At 53.6% G+C, this 15202-nt stretch carries 13 protein-coding genes; 5 read left to right on the top strand and 8 right to left on the bottom strand.

Annotated elements, in window-relative coordinates:
- Nucleotides 1–16 precede the first annotated feature (16 nt).
- Nucleotides 17–3022, bottom strand: coding sequence for a SusC/RagA family TonB-linked outer membrane protein (locus A3841_RS15820; RefSeq protein WP_073853658.1), 3006 nt, complete (start codon nt 3020–3022; stop codon nt 17–19).
- 467 nt (nt 3023–3489) lie between these two features.
- Between A3841_RS15820 and A3841_RS15815 the strand changes: the two genes are divergently transcribed.
- Entirely contained in the window at nt 3490–4374 is an 885-nt protein-coding gene (locus tag A3841_RS15815; RefSeq protein ID WP_073853656.1) for a TraB/GumN family protein, read from the top strand.
- 102 nt (nt 4375–4476) lie between these two features.
- Here A3841_RS15815 and A3841_RS15810 read toward each other — a convergent pair whose 3' ends face one another.
- From A3841_RS15810 to A3841_RS15800, 3 genes are all read right to left on the bottom strand, one after another.
- Complete coding sequence (locus A3841_RS15810) at nt 4477–4830, bottom strand: TM2 domain-containing protein (RefSeq protein WP_073853654.1); 354 nt, start codon at nt 4828–4830, stop codon at nt 4477–4479.
- A 6-nt stretch (nt 4831–4836) separates the two neighbouring features.
- Nucleotides 4837–5175, bottom strand: a complete 339-nt coding sequence (locus A3841_RS15805; protein ID WP_073853652.1) for a DUF2752 domain-containing protein — start codon at nt 5173–5175, stop codon at nt 4837–4839.
- A 155-nt stretch (nt 5176–5330) separates the two neighbouring features.
- Nucleotides 5331–5705, bottom strand: a complete 375-nt coding sequence (locus tag A3841_RS15800) for a hypothetical protein (protein ID WP_073853650.1) — start codon at nt 5703–5705, stop codon at nt 5331–5333.
- A gap of 304 nt (nt 5706–6009) precedes the next feature.
- Here A3841_RS15800 and A3841_RS15790 point away from each other — a divergent pair, with 304 nt between their 5' ends.
- Genes A3841_RS15790 through A3841_RS15780 form a run of 3 tightly spaced genes read left to right on the top strand, consistent with a single transcriptional unit; the run spans nt 6010 to nt 7164 of the window.
- Nucleotides 6010–6216: a YgaP family membrane protein gene (locus tag A3841_RS15790; RefSeq protein WP_073853646.1), complete on the top strand. Its 207-nt coding sequence runs from the start codon at nt 6010–6012 to the stop codon at nt 6214–6216.
- Nucleotides 6206–6598: a thiol-disulfide oxidoreductase DCC family protein gene (locus A3841_RS15785; protein ID WP_073853644.1), complete on the top strand. Its 393-nt coding sequence runs from the start codon at nt 6206–6208 to the stop codon at nt 6596–6598. Before A3841_RS15790 ends, A3841_RS15785 begins: the two co-directional genes overlap by 11 nt.
- 35 nt (nt 6599–6633) lie before the next feature.
- The gene (locus tag A3841_RS15780) at nt 6634–7164 is read left to right on the top strand and encodes a dihydrofolate reductase family protein (RefSeq protein WP_073853642.1); all 531 of its coding nucleotides are present in this window, start codon (nt 6634–6636) and stop codon (nt 7162–7164) included.
- Nucleotides 7165–7261: 97 nt separating this feature from the next.
- On the opposite strand, the gene A3841_RS15775 is transcribed toward A3841_RS15780, so the two are convergent.
- From A3841_RS15775 to A3841_RS15765, 3 genes are all read right to left on the bottom strand, one after another.
- On the bottom strand, nt 7262–7495 hold the full coding sequence (locus A3841_RS15775) for a hypothetical protein (RefSeq protein WP_073853640.1): 234 nt from the start codon (nt 7493–7495) through the stop codon (nt 7262–7264).
- Between the two features lie 337 nt (nt 7496–7832).
- Entirely contained in the window at nt 7833–9098 is a 1266-nt protein-coding gene (locus tag A3841_RS15770; RefSeq protein WP_073853638.1) for a DEAD/DEAH box helicase, read from the bottom strand.
- Between the two features lie 97 nt (nt 9099–9195).
- Nucleotides 9196–10086, bottom strand: a complete 891-nt coding sequence (locus A3841_RS15765) for a sulfite exporter TauE/SafE family protein (protein WP_235861443.1) — start codon at nt 10084–10086, stop codon at nt 9196–9198.
- 87 nt (nt 10087–10173) lie between these two features.
- Here A3841_RS15765 and A3841_RS15760 point away from each other — a divergent pair, with 87 nt between their 5' ends.
- A complete protein-coding gene (locus A3841_RS15760; RefSeq protein WP_235861441.1) occupies nt 10174–11382 on the top strand; it encodes an alpha/beta hydrolase family protein in 1209 nt (402 codons plus the stop codon).
- A 900-nt stretch (nt 11383–12282) separates the two neighbouring features.
- Here the strand turns inward: A3841_RS15760 and A3841_RS15755 are convergent.
- Entirely contained in the window at nt 12283–14853 is a 2571-nt protein-coding gene (locus A3841_RS15755) for a lamin tail domain-containing protein (protein ID WP_235861440.1), read from the bottom strand.
- Nucleotides 14854–15202 lie beyond the last annotated feature (349 nt).

Here is a 15202-nt window from a genome sequence, read left to right as displayed (position 1 = left end):
AATTAACTTTCAATGATTAGAAACTAACATTTACACCAAAGGTAACTGCCTTACCCATTGGAATATTTGCGTCTTGCGCACCGTTAACGCCTGCTTCCGGATCCATTGGAAGGTCGTCATCATACACCTTTGTCAGAAGGTTAGTGCCACGCACATAAACATTAGCTTTGGACAACTTCACTTTCTCAGTCCACTCACTTGGGAGGTCGTAGCCAAACTGCAGGTTTCTCAGACGAATAAAGTCTCCTTTGTACAGCAATCTGGTTGAAAAGCTGCTTGAGCTGTTTACCAAATCATACTCATACCTTGGCACGTCTGTGATGTCGCCCGGCTGCTGCCATCTGTCGAGCACCTTACTATACTTGTTGGAAAGCGGGTAACCACCATCCATCAGGTAATACTCCCACGAGTCTCGGACGTAATTGCCAAAGTTGTAAACAAACAAGGCATCCAATGTAAAGCCCTTAAAGGTGAAGGTGTTGTTGAAACCACCAAAGAACTTGGGAGACGCACTCTTATAAGGAACGCGTGCCGCCCGAGAGTAAACGGATGTTACTTCTGTCTGCTCAGCATCGGCCCACCACTGTGGATCGCCTGTATCCGGGTCTACGCCTGCCCACTGTCGCACATAGAATGTTCTGTAGTCCTCGCCTTCCCGCAGCAGGTACGCTCCATCAATGATATCCTCCCCGTCAGGCAGTTCTGTGATCTCATTCTTGTTGAAAGCAATATTGAAGCTGGTTCTCCACTTAAATTCGCCGTCGATCGGGTAACCGCTGATGGCTAATTCAAAACCCTTGTTCTTCATCTCACCGATGTTTTCCAGGATGGTAGTGAAACCCGTCGTTCTTGAGATAGGACGCTCGAAAAGCAGGTTGCTGGTAGTCCTTACATAGTAATCAGCTGTGAGTGATAACCGGTCGTTGAAGAAGCCGAAGTCTACACCTACGTTAAACGGCTTGTTCAATTCCCAGGTAAGAGCCGTATTACCAATGTTGGTAAAGGCGCCACCTGGCTGTTGGTTGTAGTTAATACCGTACCCGTAAAGCGGTCTCCAGGTATAGTTACCGATGTCGCCGTTACCGTTAACGCCATAAGAAGACCTTAGCTTCAGAGTTGACATAACGTCGAGATTCTGCATAAAGGCCTCCTGATCAATGTTCCAGGATACACCAACAGACCAGAAATTACCATACCTGTTCTCTGAACCGAAACGGGATGAGCCGTCACGACGGAAGCTACCGCTCAGCACATACTTGTCGGCATAGCTGAAGTTTGCTCTAGATAGAATGGAAGAGAAAGAATAATCGTTACCTGTTGCTGCTGCGTCAACCGGGCTTGCAGCCACAACTGTGCCTGTAAGAGCTGTTGTTGGCGGGAAGTTGTTTGCACTGCTTGTGATTCTGTACTCGTTAGACTCCTGAGCCTCATAACCAACTGTAACGTCTGCGGTTAGCAGGTCGATGCTTGGCACTGTGAAGCGGTAGTTCAACAGGTTTGTAGATGTCCAGTTGAAGATACGAGTGTAGTAGTCGAAGCCGTAGCCGCCATAGTTTCTACCATCACCATGGAATGGGTTCCAGTACATTCTCTCTTCCAGGTTTATATAGTCCACACCAACCTGAGAGGTAAAGCGAAGACCTTCCGTGATGTTCCACCCAGCCCCTAAAGAGCCTAAAACCTTGGTATTGGAAAGATCTCTCTTGTCATTCTCCACCAAGTATAGTGGGTTATAGTTACCTGAGTAGCCCAGTGCCCCGCCACGATCAATATTGAGTGAGCCATCCGGATTGTAAGGATTTTGCGTCGGGAGCAGGAAGCCTATAGCACCTACTGGGTTAGCAAAAGCGCCACCGTTTGAAGGAGTGTTTTGGTCAATATTTGAAGCATTTAACGTAGAGAAGAAATCAATCTTCTGGTTAACAGTATGGTTCAGGTTTAATGAGCCGGAAATTCTCCTTAGCTCAGAGCCTATAACCGGTGCTTCCTGGTCAAACAAACCGCCGGAAACGAAGAACCTCGTTTTTTCATTACCACCCGAAGCAGAAAGGTTGTAAGTGGACTGCTTGCCCCTTCTTACGATAAGATCCCTCCAATCCGTATCCACATCCGAACCCTCTCCAAGCGAGGCCATGTACGGATTGATTACATCCGGACCATACCCCGCATTCACGAGGCCTTCTCTTGTTAGCTCCAACCACTGCTCGGCGTTCAGGAACTCACCGGCATCCGGAACTTTAGCTAATTCTGTATAGCCGTGTTCCGTAGAGAAATTGAACTTGGTCTTGCCTGCCTGTCCCTTCTTCGTGGTGATGAGGATCACGCCATTGGCGCCACGTGAGCCATAGATCGAGGTAGAGGCGGCATCTTTCAATACCGAAACGCTTTCGATGTCATTCGGGTTAAGGCCTGCTAATTGGTTGGAAGTGGTTGTGAGCCTGGAAACGTCGCCCGTGTTAAGTATCACACCGTCCACTACATACAGCGGATCCGAGCCCGCATTGATTGAGCCGATACCCCTGATGCGAATCTCCTGGCTGGCACCCGGCTGCCCTGAAGCACCGATTGACTGCAATCCAGCCACCTGCCCCTGGAGCAGCTGATCCACAGAGGCAACAGGTCTGTCTTCCAGCACCTCGGAGCCAACTTGAGTTACCGAGCCGGTCAACTCTTTTTCTATAGTTGTGCCGTAGCCTGTAATCACAACTTCCTGCAGTTGTTTGTTGTCTATAGCCAGGCCAACGTTAACAGTAGAGGCATTTCCTACTTGTTTTTCCACAGTAGTATAGCCAATGAAGCTAAACACAAGTGTGTTACTTCCCTCCGGCACATTAATGGTATAGCTACCATTGGCACTGGTCGCCGTGCCTACCTGAGTTCCTTTTACCAGCACAGTAACGCCTGGCAACCCTTGCCCACTCTCTGCGTCAGTTACTGTACCTATTACTGTTTTACCCTGCGCTACTGCCTGCTGCAGCAACGTTACTACCAGAATAAAACTTAGTAGTAGCAGTCTTTTCATAAATGATAAATAAGGTGAAAAAATGATTTAATTATGCTATAAAATCGCATATAGATACATATACTTGTATAATGATTCCAAGTTCAATTTTTAATTAAAATTAAATGGGAATATTGTGGAAACATAGGCCTGAGCGAACGACTATTGGCGCCCAACACTCATCTAGCAACAAATACAACTAACAAACAATGGATTACATGCAGCTACTTACTCCCTTTTAGCACCATGTCCCAACATTCAGCCACGTTGCTATCAAAGCATAAACTTTAAATATTTCAGACGCTCACTTATGAGGAATACATACCTGGCAGATACTTTTATTAAACCTCTAAGCCCCATTTCATAAACTTAATTCATATACAGCATCAGCATTTTTTTAGAGTTAGTGCTTGGCTGATCCAATATTAACAGCCACCGTAGTACCACATCTGGAAAATGCAGTACCTTGCACTATCAGCAAACCACACATGAACAAAAAACTATACGTACTGCTGGCCTTGCTACTGGCGCTGGCGCAGCTGCAGCCGGCGCAGGCAGGCAGCGGGAAGGAGGACAACGCGCTGCTCTGGAAAATCTCGGGAAAGGGGCTGAAAAAGCCCTCCTACCTCTACGGCACCATCCATGCGGTGTGCCCGGACAAAATGGCGATCTCGGAGGCACTGCAGGTAACGGTAAGCCAGACGGAGCAGCTGTCGCTGGAGCTGGACATGGACGACCCGAACATGATGGCCCAGATCATGCAGCACGCCACACTGCCGGAGGGCCAGTCGCTGAAGGCGCTGTTTGAGGAGGAGGAATACAAGGCCCTGTCCGAGCTTTTCGCCGGCAACTATGGCGTGGACCTGAAGATGCTGGACACCATGAAGCCGTTCATGCTCTACTCCATGCTGATCCCGGTGATGACGGAGTGCACCCCGGAGTCGTATGAGCAGAAGCTGATGGAACTGGCCCACGGCCAGAAGAAGGAGGTGGTGGGCATCGAGACGGTGCAGGAGCAAATGGCCGCCGTAGACAGGCTGCCAAACGCGATGTATGCGGACATGCTGGCTCGCACGGCCACCGATCTGCCTAAATCCAAAGCCGACTACCGCGAGATGGTGGAGCTATACATGGCCCAGGACCTGCAGGGGCTCCAGGAACTGATGCAGCGCGACTACTCGGAAGAGGACTACAGGAAGTTCCAGGAGGTGTTCCTGGTGCAGCGCAACCAGAACTGGATCCCGGTGATGGAGCGGATGGCCAAGGAGAAACCGACCTTTTTTGCAGTAGGCGCGGCACACCTCACCGGTGAGCAGGGCGTGATTGAGCTGCTGCGCAGGCAGGGCTACAAAGTAACGCCCGTTAAGAAGTAATTTTACAGAGCTTGAAAAGTATAAAGCGGTCAGGAAGCGCCAAAAGCAATTCCTGACCGCTTTTTGTTGCAGCGTGCTTGTGCGGCAAGTATAGGCAAATTCTTAGCGGCCGTGGCGCATCATCATGATCACCTGGTCGGCCTGCTTCACGTTATACTCGTAGGCCAGGCGCTTGTGGTTTATCAGGTCTATAATCGTGCCGATGAGGCAGAGGCCACCGGTAAAGAAGTAGAGCAGGCCCATGCCTATCTGCCCGGTGAGGAAGCGCTGAATCCCGGCCACGCCGAAGAACCCCACAATGGTGGTAACCAGCAGCAGCATGGGCTCGCGCCGGCGGGAGCGGTAAATGCTTGCAAACTGCCGCGCCTCATCCTCGTTCATGGGGTTTACCAGCGTTTGAATGTAGCCCATTTCGTCCGGCTCCAGGTCCGGCATCAAGTGAAGTATACTTGCCATATAGTTTTATTTTAGTGTTTCAGATGGTATGCTGTGCGTACGGTGGAAGTATAAAAGGCTGCCGCAGCGCCACAAGAGCAGCAGCACGGCCGGCGCCGCCAGCGGGTGCGCCGCCCAGGACGCCTGCCACTCGCCCCGCGCCAGGTAAGCAATGCCATGCCCCAGCCCGCAGCCCGGGCAACCGCTCTCCAGCACCCAGCTGAACGGGCAAAAGCTGAACAGGTGCGCTCCACCCGGGTTCATAGACGCCAACAGCAGAAGGCCCACTACCCAAAGCAGCGCCTCCAGCGGTACCCGTGCATTTGCCCTTTGCCAGTAGTTCAGGGTAGTAGGGAGTTTACTCATGTACCCGTTTTATACTTCCATACTTTTAAATTGGGATTTAAAGTAGTATAAAATTGTGATAATCAAAAGGGTAAGGTAACTATTCTTAAAGTATGGGCATAAAAAAAAGCCCCACAGAATGGAGCTTTTTTAAGCTTACTATATGACGTTCACAGTTATTCTTGTTCAGAGTCGGCGGCACCGCCTTTCTCATTCATTCTCACAACACCTTCCTGGCCTTCTGCGTTGGTTAATTTAACCTCGTACACCACTGCGGCGTTGGCAGCACCCTCCTCCGGGGTAATCTTATGGATCTCTCCTACCGTCCAGTCTTTGTACACATCGCTCTTCAGGGCGTTCTGTACTGCCTCCGGCAACTGGTCCTGCGTTACGAGTTCGCGGTTGCCCTGCGCCTGCTCAGTTTGCTGGCCCTGGGTCTGACCTTGCGTCTGGCCCTGAGTTTGTGTTTGCTCCTGTGTCTGGGCGTTGGCTTCAAGTGAGGTAAATCCTAGTATCGCTATTGCTGCTGCAAAGAATGTCGCTTTTTTCATGTTCTATTTTGTGTCGGTTTTAAATGTAATCTCATTCCCATAGTGACAGAACCGTGCCAAACTCTGCTTTTGCTACATAACCCTGATCCACAGGCAAGTAGGGCACAACCATAAAATATGCAGATTGTAGAATATCCCTGGCAACCTGTGCCCCATCTCCACAACATGTGGAAAGTTTCCACACCTCGCTCCTCCACAACTTTCCGTCAACAGCCATTATTTTATGGAAATGGGCCGCATGGAGCACTAACTAAACCGCCTGCCCAAAGTATAACCAATAGCAACACATTAAACTCTGAAAGCTATGGAATGCAACGTAGGGATTGTTGAGCAGAAGGCGCGCGTACTGGCCGGGCTGGCACTTATCGGCATAGGCGCTTACTATAACTCAAAGCCGCTGGCCGCGATCGGGATCATACCTATACTTACCGGGATGCTGCGCTGGTGCCCGCTAAACGCCGCCGTGGGCTACGACGGCTGCAAGGGCGAACATACCCGGTATGGTAAATAACGCCACCGCAAAACTGCAGGAGCCGGTGCTGGTGTACGACGGCGACTGCAGTTTCTGTAAGTTCTGGGTGAGCAGGTGGCGCCGCAAAACCGGTTCCAGGGTAACGTACGTGCCGTACCAGGAGGTGCCCGATGGCTTCCATGGCATCACGCACGCGCAGTTCCGCAGGTCAGTGTACCTCATCACCAGGTATGGGCAGCGCCTGCACGGGGCCGGGGCGGTGGCGGCGCTGCTGCAGTTAAGCGGCCACAGCACCTGGCACTGGCTTTACCACCGCGTGCCGCTGGCCGGCACCGTGGCTGAGGCGGGCTACCGTATGGTGGCCGATCACCGTGATTTTTTCTACAAGCTCACCAGGCTGGTTTTCAGGAATGATGCCTGAGGAAGTATACATCAGCAGGCAAAACACTTCATACGATGCGCAAGGTTATACTTTACACGGCAGTCAGCCTCGACGGGTACATTGCCCGCCCCGACGGCGATACCAGTTGGCTCCACGACGGGAAGTATACTATGGAGGGGGAGGACTACGGCTACAGCTCTTTTGTGCAAAGTATAGATACCACCCTGATGGGGCATAATACTTACAAAGTGGTACTCGGGTTTAAGGAGCCTTCCCCCTTTCCTGCTACAGCAAACTACGTCTTCAGCCGCGCCAGCCACCCCGATACGGAGCAGGTGCGGTTTGTGCAGCAGGACCCGGCGGCGTTTGTAAGGGAGCTAAAGCAGCAGCCGGGTAAGGGCATCTGGCTCATCGGCGGCGGACAGGTCAACACGCTGCTGCTGAATGCCGGCCTGATAGACGAGTTCATACTTACCTACATCCCCATTATACTTGGCAGCGGCATCCCTTTGTTTGCCGCCGGCGCGCAGGAGCGGCAGCTGCAGACATTGGAGAGCAAAAGCTACCGGAATGGCTTTGTGCAGCTATGGCTGCAGCCGAGCTAAAACAGGAAAGCAGCGGCTTCCACTGCATGAGGGTGCGTGGCCGCTGCTGCTAAGCTTTTTGGGTGATCGTTAATTTTCTGCTGAGCCTTGCTGCTCGTTACAGGATTTCTGGCTTGCTGCTCAGGAGGCAGCTGGGGTATAGCTGCTCCTCGTCCTGCCTGTGCTCCCGCTCCAGGCGGTGCTTGCGGGCTATGCGCTCGTTGTCTATCATGTCCGGGCTCACCCTGTCGGTGTAATCCCTGGTGAAGCCCAGGCTGTCGCCTACTTCGCTTAAAGTATAATTCCAGGTGTCGGAGATTCCCAGCCCTGCATTCCTCCTGTGTCTTCTCATCTCATACGCTCCTTTCTTACTAGGTTAAAAATTCCATCAGGTAAGTTTCCTCCATTTACTAAAGACTACTTACAATTTATTATACGAAAGTTACAGTTACGAGTACGCAGGATAGGTGCATTTTAATACAATTTCTTTCTACTAACGATCACCTTAACAATCTGCCCGGAAGGCCGCCATACTTCTCGCTGACACGCTTTTTTCCGAACATCCGTTAGCTAAACCCGACCAACGTGTTCGTCTTGTCTACAAACGGGCATATAGTATCTGTACAATAACGAAGGCCTGCGCAGACTCATCGCTGCGCAGGCCTTCGGCAAGCTTGTGCCCGTTGGGTTTATTTCTTTTTCTTGGCTTTGGATTTCGCTTTCTTCGACTTGGCTGCCTTCACTTTTTCCTCTGTTTGCTCGGCTTCCTTCAGCAGGGCTTTCCAGTCATACTTGGCGTCGGCGCTGAAATCGATGGTGGCCTCGTAGTCCTCCTTCTCCACCTCCAGCACCTTGATGTCCTTGGTCAGGTAGGTCTGGATCTCGTCCAGTATGGGCTTCTCCTCGGGGGCGCAGAAACTCACGGCAATGCCCTTTTCGGTGCCCCGGCCTGTGCGGCCCACGCGGTGCACGTAGTTCTCGGGCTGCTCGGGCAAATCATAGTTCACCACGTACTCCACGCTCGGGATGTCGATGCCGCGGGCGCTCACGTCGGTGGCGATCAGCAGCTTCACGTCGCCTTTCTTGAACTGGCGCATCACCTCCAGGCGGTCCTTCTGCTCCTTGCCCCCATGTATACTTATCGCCTCAATGCCCACGCGCTCCATGGCCGCCACCACACGCTCGGCGCGTATTTTGGTGCGCACAAAGGCCAGAATTTTTTTATCTGGGTTCTGCTTCACCACCCGCTCCAGGAAATAGCGCTTGTCATCCATGTCCACGAACATCACTGAGTGGTCCACATTCTTGGCAACCGGGTCTTTCGGGGAGATTTGGATGCGCACGGGCTTGTTCACAAGCGAGTAGGCCAGTTCCTTGATCTTCTCGTTGATGGTGGCCGAGAAGAACAGCGTCTGGCGCTGGCGCGGCAGCTTGGTGATCAGGTGGCGGATATCGTGTATAAAGCCCAGGTCCAGCATGTGGTCAGCCTCATCCAGCACCAGCACCTCCACGCGGTGCAGGTGGATGTGGCCCTGGCTCACGAGGTCGAACAGGCGGCCGGGCGTGGCCACCAGCACATCAATGCCATCCTCCAGCTTCGCGATCTGCGGCCCCTGCTCCACGCCGCCGAACACGCAGAACGTGCTGACGCGGGTGCCGCGGCCAATCTCGTTGAACACCTCCGTTATCTGCAGCGCCAGCTCGCGGGTCGGCACCATCACGATGCACTTAATGCCGTCGCCGCGCTTGCGGTTCTTGCTAAACTGCAGCCTGTCGAGCACCGGAATGGCGAAAGCAGCTGTCTTACCCGTACCGGTTTGCGCAATGGCCAGTACGTCCTCCCCCTTCATAATGGGTGGAATGGCTTTGAACTGAATGTCGGTTGGCTTTTTGAAGCCCAGCTTGCTCAGGCTTTTCTTTATCTCGTCGGAGATGCGGTAATCTTCAAACTTCATGCTGATGGGTGTTATACCTGGGTCCTGCCTATACGTACGGTAGAGCCAGTGTGCAAAGGTACGCTTATTTGCGCTTAGTTGATACCTGGCACTGCCCTTAGCCTTTCCGGCCCAGCCACTCCTGCACCGAGGTGGCTATTCTGGCGAAATCGCTGCCGCCGGTGCCATAGGTATCGTAGGCGAATTTGAGGATGATACCGCTGACCACCACCAGGAACAGCACGCGCACGAAACCGACGCCGCGCTTCAGGGCGGTGCGGGTGCCCAGTTGCGAGCCCAGTATGCTGCACACCGCCATCGGCACGGCCACCTCGTAGAGCACGTACCCGTTCCAGGCAAAGTATAGCAAGGCCGAGAGATTGGTGGCCACGTTCACCACCTTAGCCGCCGCCGAGGCCGCCAGAAAGTTAAAGCCGAACAGCCCGATGAAGATAAAGATGAGGAAGCTGCCGGTACCGGGGCCGAAGAAGCCATCGTAGAAACCAATCGCTGCCCCGATCAGCAGGCCGTACAGCCGTTCTTTTGCCTCCGTGAGCTTGGGTGCGTGCAGTGCCCCGAAATCCTTCCTCACAAAAGTATAAACCGCCACCAGCACCAGCAGCACCAGTATGAGCGGCTTCAGCAAACTGGCATCAAGCAGGCTCAGGGCACGCGCGCCCAGGAACGAGCACACAAAAGCCGCCGCGGCCGCCGGAAGTATAGCCAGGTAATTGATCCTGACGCTGCGCACATACTTTACCATGGCCGCCGTGGTGCCCGCTATGCCCGCAAACTTGCCGGTGCCAAACACCGTGGCCAGCGGCACGCCCGGCAAAAACACGAGCAGGGCCGGCACTTGTATCAGTCCGCCGCCCCCTACTACCGCATCTATAAAGCCTGCCATAAAGGCGAACAGGCACAGGTAAATGATCTCTTCCACCAGAAGTATAAAGTATAAAAAGCGGCGCAAGTTACGGCGCAGACGCATCACCTGAATCTGCCTGGCCAAAAATTTCCGGTTGATTTTTACTGGCCCTGATGGCACTTCTACAGCCTGGGCAATGTTGCTTTCCTGCACATCAAAAAGACATCACCCGTGATCAAGAGATTCTTTATCTATACCTTGCTGCTTAGCACCCTGCTGAGCCATACTTCCTGCGAGAAAGAAGCCGCTGCCGCTGCCCCCATTGTGGTGGAGGCGCCTGCCGGGGAAGACCTGTACGTGTCGTCGGAGCTGCTGCTGAGTGTGCCTAGGGAGCTGCTGCAGCAGCTTGTTGCCTCGCAAGGGTATGGCACGTATGGCGGTGAGGTAAAGTATGGCATCTCGGTTTACAAGCTGGTGTATAACACCACCTATCTGGGCCGCGAGATAAAGGCCTCGGGGCTGGTTTGCCTGCCACAGCACACTGCTGCGCCGGTCCCTGTTGTCAGTGTGCAGCACGGCACCAACTTCGCCCACCGCGACGCTCCGTCTAACTTCGAGGGCCTTTCCGGCTTTGAGCTTTTTGCCGCTGCCGGGTACGCCCTGCTGATCCCGGACTACATCGGCTTCGGCGAATCGAAGGACATCCTGCACCTTTACTACGACCAGAAGCACGCTGCCCTGGCGGTGGTGGACATGATCAAGGCGGCCAAAACGCTTTATGCGGAGGAGGAGGTGCCCGTAAGCGACAAGCTTTTCCTGGTGGGCTACTCGGAGGGAGGCTACGTAACGCTGTCGGCGCAGAAGGAGATCGAGACGAACCCGGCGCACGGTTTGAAGGTAACCGCCTCGGCGGCCGGCGCTGGCGGGTATGATATGGTGGAGATGCTGGGCCTTGTAAAGTCAGGGGAAGCTTACGCTTACCCGGCATACCTGGCCTACGTGCTGCAGGCCTACAACAACACCAACCAATGGAACCGCCCGCTATCAGACTTTTTCCGGGAGCCGTACGCCTCTAAGATGCCCAGCCTGTTCGACGGCAGCAAGAGCGGCAGCGCCATTAACCGGGAGTTGACAAGGGACCCGAAGGCGCTCTTTAACCCGACTTTCTTTGCAGCCCTGCAGGACGACGAAAAAGAACTGGCCCTGAAGCAGGCGCTGCAAGCCAACAGCTTCTACGATTGGGTGCCGCAAAGCCCGACGCGCCTCTACCACGGCACTGCCGACGAGGTGGTGCCCTTCAGCAACTCCCAAAAGACTTACGATCGCTTTGTGGCTGGTGGCGCCAGGCAGTTGGAGTTCATCCCGATAGAAGGCGAAGGGCACGGCTCCGCTTTCGAGCCGATGCTAGAGTCGCTGGTGCCTTGGATAAAGAGTTTTTAAAGTATACGCCGGTGCGATTTTGTACCAGTTTATACTTCAAGAGTGTTCCAGATTGTGGATAATACAGCTTATCCACAAAGTTGCTAACATTTTTAGCTGGTTTTCTAAATAATTTAGCTGCTCTTGCTAAAGAAAGTATAATTAATTGATGTTCTTGCTTTTAGGAGAAATTTTATAAAAGAAGCAAAGTATAGCCCCCTCTCTTGAAAGCCGGAGAAGAAGTTTCTGTAGTACCGGATCCAACTACCCCTGTATCACCCCACCCCGGCCCTCCCCTTTTATCGAGGGCCCCTACCCCCAAAACAGGGGAGGGAGTTTTGCAGTACCGGTTCCAACCACCCCTGCCCCTCCTTAGCCAAGGAGGGGAGTTCTGTAATTACTTCTGTTGAGGTATGAGTTGCATAGCTAAAGTATAAACACCCCTATAGTCCCCTCCAAGGGATAGTCTATACTTGCTCCGTAGAAAAGCAGCAGCTATCGAACTGCTACCCAGTCCTTGGGTTGAGCGCCTTGTAGATTTACGGTTTCGCTTCAGCGAAATTGCGGAGACCGCAGGTCAAGCAAAGGAAATGTACACAGCGCGATACCAAAGGACGAGCCCTCTCGGGCTTGAGAGCACCAAAGCCGGAGGTACAACGGTAGGTATATAGGAGCTTGAGGATGAACGGCAGCTAGAAAGGATAGCTTGTGTCAAATAACAGGAAGCAGCGGCTATGCAAGTATAACAAGTATAAAGTATAGCAGCAAGTATAAACTGGAAAGTATGGCCAAAGTATAAAAAGGCACAAGCGGACGCCCCGAAACGCTCCGGGACTTTCAGCTTGCGCCAGGAAAGAAGGACAAGTATAGCAGTAAGTATAAAAACACGGGCTACAACCCTGCAGCAAACCCCCATACTCCTCACAACCTCCCTCCCACCACTACCTTCTCCTTAAACTCGCTTTTCTCGCCGTTCAGCCCGAACAACTCGATGTGGAACAGGTAATAGCCGATGCTGGCCTTGGCCCCATCCTCGCGCAGGCCGTCCCAGCGGAAAAAGCCATTCGCCTCCAGCAGCTCGTTGCGCGCCAGCCTGCGTATCTCCCGCCCCTGCACGTCGTACACCGTTATACTTGCCACCAGGCCGGTTTTGTCGGTGCGGTAGTTGATGGTGGTGAAATCTTCGTAGCCATCGCCATCCGGAGAGAAAATCCTGGGCGCGACCTCGAACACCCGCTGCGCCACCACCCCCTCCTGCGCCTGCGAATTCTTATAGCCCGGCGTGGCAAAAACCGTGGTCGCCGCCGAGTGGAAGTTGCCGGCTATACTTGCCCCCTCCAGCCGCACCCGCTCCAGCGATACGCCGTTCACATCATCCAGTAGCTCGAAGTGCATCTTCTCATCATAGCTAAACCTTTCTGCCTCCACGCCATCCGGCTGCACTACCACCACAGCGCCGGCATCATCGGGGTAGCTGGGCAGGGTACTCATGCGCAGGAAAGTCTCCTGCCGCGCCAAAGGATAGTTTTGCCTGATGTTTTCGGGATTGGAGGTGAGCACCACGTATTGCCCGGGCGCCAGCACATAATGGGCCGCGGTTATACTTTTGGGGCTGCTGATTGAGTCGTTGCTGATGTTGGCCAGTTGCCAGCCCTGCAGGTCGATATACTTGTCGCTGCGGTTTACCAGTTCCACGAAATCCACGCCGTTGGGCCGCGGGTTAAACAGCACTTCGTTGATGACCACATCGCCGGGCGCGGGGGCGGAAGGCAGGGCAAAAGTAGCGATTAGAGGCTGACTGCTGCGGTTGCCAGAGCAATCGGTTATACTTTGTGCCGTTAACATGTACTCCTGCCGCTCCTGCAGCGGTGCCGAAAGCAGAAGTATAACCTCGGTAAACAGCGGCCCCTGCACCTGCACCTGATTTATACTTACACCTGGGCTGATACTGTAGTGGGCTATACTTGCCGCCTGTGCGCTGTCCAGCCGCTCGTTGAAGCGAAGTATAACTTTGTCTGCCGCTACGGCGATGACACTAGAAAGTATGGGCGGTGTGTTGTCGGGGATGGAGGCGGCCATGGAGTTAGGTTGTGCCGGTGTGCCTCCCTGTGGGTTCCCGGAGGCTGTCCAGTTCTCGATGCCGGCGCAGGGGTTGGTTATGTCGATCATCTCCAGACTCCAGCCGCCTTCGCGCTTGCTGTTGTCTTTGTACCAGGCATCGGCATACTGCACCGCATAGATCAGTTTGCCGTTTGGCTGGCGCAGCTGCAGCAGTTCGCCGCTGTTGTTCAGGCTTGGAAAGTTGCTGATGCCAATCACCTTGCCATATGGTGTAAAAGCAGCCGCCTGCGTGTTGGGCACTATGACCGCATACTCCTGCGGCAGCAGCTGCGCATCCGGAAGTATGGCTGTGGAGGTGGCGTCGGCGTAGCGGATGCCCTGCAGCTGCAGCACCTTATCCGTGGGGTTATACAGCTCGATGTACTCCTGCGCCGGCAAACCAACCGTGGGACTTTCATCCGCCATGATCTCGGTTATGAGCAGTTCGTTGTAGCCGGGCAGCACCGCCGGAGGTATGAAGCTGAAGCTGGAAAGTATAGGCGTGTCGAGGCCATTACCATACAGATCCTGCAGGTTATTTATACCTAGTGTGTTGGCTCCAACACCAAAACTTTGCCCGAACACCAGCCGCACCGTAGCATCCCCGCTGAGTTCCGCCAGGATAGGGTTTATACTTCCGTTCAACGTATAGTTGCTGCTGTTTTGCGCCTGCTCCGGCTGCAGCGGCTCGTTAAAGCGAAGGATGAGTTCCTGGTTTGATGCAGTCTGCAGCTCCTCCAGCACCGGCGGTTGCGCGTCGGTTATGGTAAAGTCATCGAAATAGAACTTCTTGCTGTTGGCCGAAGTATACTTTACCACTACTCCAAAGTATGAGGAGCGTTTGTGCGTGCCATCAGTTACCCTCCCCTGGCTCACATAGCTCTGGCTGGCGCCGCTTGCATCTATACTTAGCTCCCATTCATAGGTTATACTTCGCATAACCCGAACGCGCACCACGTTGTTGCTAGTGGCCACGGTTTTGTCCTGCCCGTCGATGATCTTCACGGCGGTTTTGCCGGCGTCTTTGCGGTAGAGGCTCACTTCGTCTTGGGTATTGCCGATGCGCACGAAGTAGCCGTTTACGTCGGGGGCTTTCAGGTTTTCCTTGTCGGAGATCAGGTAGACATCGGTGTAGTTGGAGGCGGAGGTAGCCAGTTTGAGGTTGGTCCAGAACTCCCAGGTAGTGCCCACAGCCGCTCGGGAGGGCGTAGTGAGCTGCAGGATAGTTCCGGTTACCGCTGGCCCGTTGCTCTGGAGTTGGCTTTGCGGATTGATGAGGAAGCTGTCCGCATCGCCGCTCCAGGTGGGGTTGTGGGTGAAGTTGCCGTCGGAGAAGGTTTCCTCCAATTGGGCAGCGGCAAGTTGCGGAAGCAGCAGTATAACAATGCCCATCAACCCTTGTGGAAGTGCCCGCCCTGTACGTTGCAGATAAGTATGGCGAAACAATTTCCTGCCGGAAGATGCCCCACAGCGGAAGTATTTGGCTGCTAAAGCTGCGGTAAAAGTGTTAATTTTCTGCGCAAACGATTGTGGTAAAGTTTGTTTCATGCCTGAATTGTGCTGAAAACTTCCGAAATTGCGATTGCGTGAGGGATAGAGCCGGCACCCCGCAGCGTTAGCGAGGAGTAGAGGCGAAAGCCCGGCCTGCTCGCGTAAGCGAAAGGACACATCCAAAGTATAAAAGTGCTCGCAGGTTTTGAAAACACTGTGAGTCAGAAGATAACGCAGCCGCTTTTGTAAT

Source organism: Pontibacter flavimaris (assembly GCF_001907195.1).
GTDB lineage: Bacteria > Bacteroidota > Bacteroidia > Cytophagales > Hymenobacteraceae > Pontibacter > Pontibacter flavimaris.
The sequence above is the reverse complement of the archived record's forward strand: the minus strand, read 5'-3'. Positions and strand labels throughout refer to the sequence as shown.

Excerpts from the sequence above, each read along its gene's own strand:
- A3841_RS15820 (WP_073853658.1), bottom strand. The coding sequence starts at position 3,022 with ATGAAAAGACTGCTACTACTAAGTTTTATTCTGGTAGTAACGTTGCTG.
- A3841_RS15800 (WP_073853650.1), bottom strand. The coding sequence starts at position 5,705 with ATGAAAAAAGCGACATTCTTTGCAGCAGCAATAGCGATACTAGGATTT.
- A3841_RS15790 (WP_073853646.1), top strand. The coding sequence starts at position 6,010 with ATGGAATGCAACGTAGGGATTGTTGAGCAGAAGGCGCGCGTACTGGCC.
- A3841_RS15785 (WP_073853644.1), top strand. The coding sequence starts at position 6,206 with ATGGTAAATAACGCCACCGCAAAACTGCAGGAGCCGGTGCTGGTGTAC.
- A3841_RS15805 (WP_073853652.1), bottom strand. The coding sequence starts at position 5,175 with ATGAGTAAACTCCCTACTACCCTGAACTACTGGCAAAGGGCAAATGCA.
- A3841_RS15815 (WP_073853656.1), top strand. The coding sequence starts at position 3,490 with ATGAACAAAAAACTATACGTACTGCTGGCCTTGCTACTGGCGCTGGCG.
- A3841_RS15775 (WP_073853640.1), bottom strand. The coding sequence starts at position 7,495 with ATGAGAAGACACAGGAGGAATGCAGGGCTGGGAATCTCCGACACCTGG.
- A3841_RS15780 (WP_073853642.1), top strand. The coding sequence starts at position 6,634 with ATGCGCAAGGTTATACTTTACACGGCAGTCAGCCTCGACGGGTACATT.
- A3841_RS15810 (WP_073853654.1), bottom strand. The coding sequence starts at position 4,830 with ATGGCAAGTATACTTCACTTGATGCCGGACCTGGAGCCGGACGAAATG.
- A3841_RS15755 (WP_235861440.1), bottom strand. The coding sequence starts at position 14,853 with ATGGGCATTGTTATACTGCTGCTTCCGCAACTTGCCGCTGCCCAATTG.
- A3841_RS15770 (WP_073853638.1), bottom strand. The coding sequence starts at position 9,098 with ATGAAGTTTGAAGATTACCGCATCTCCGACGAGATAAAGAAAAGCCTG.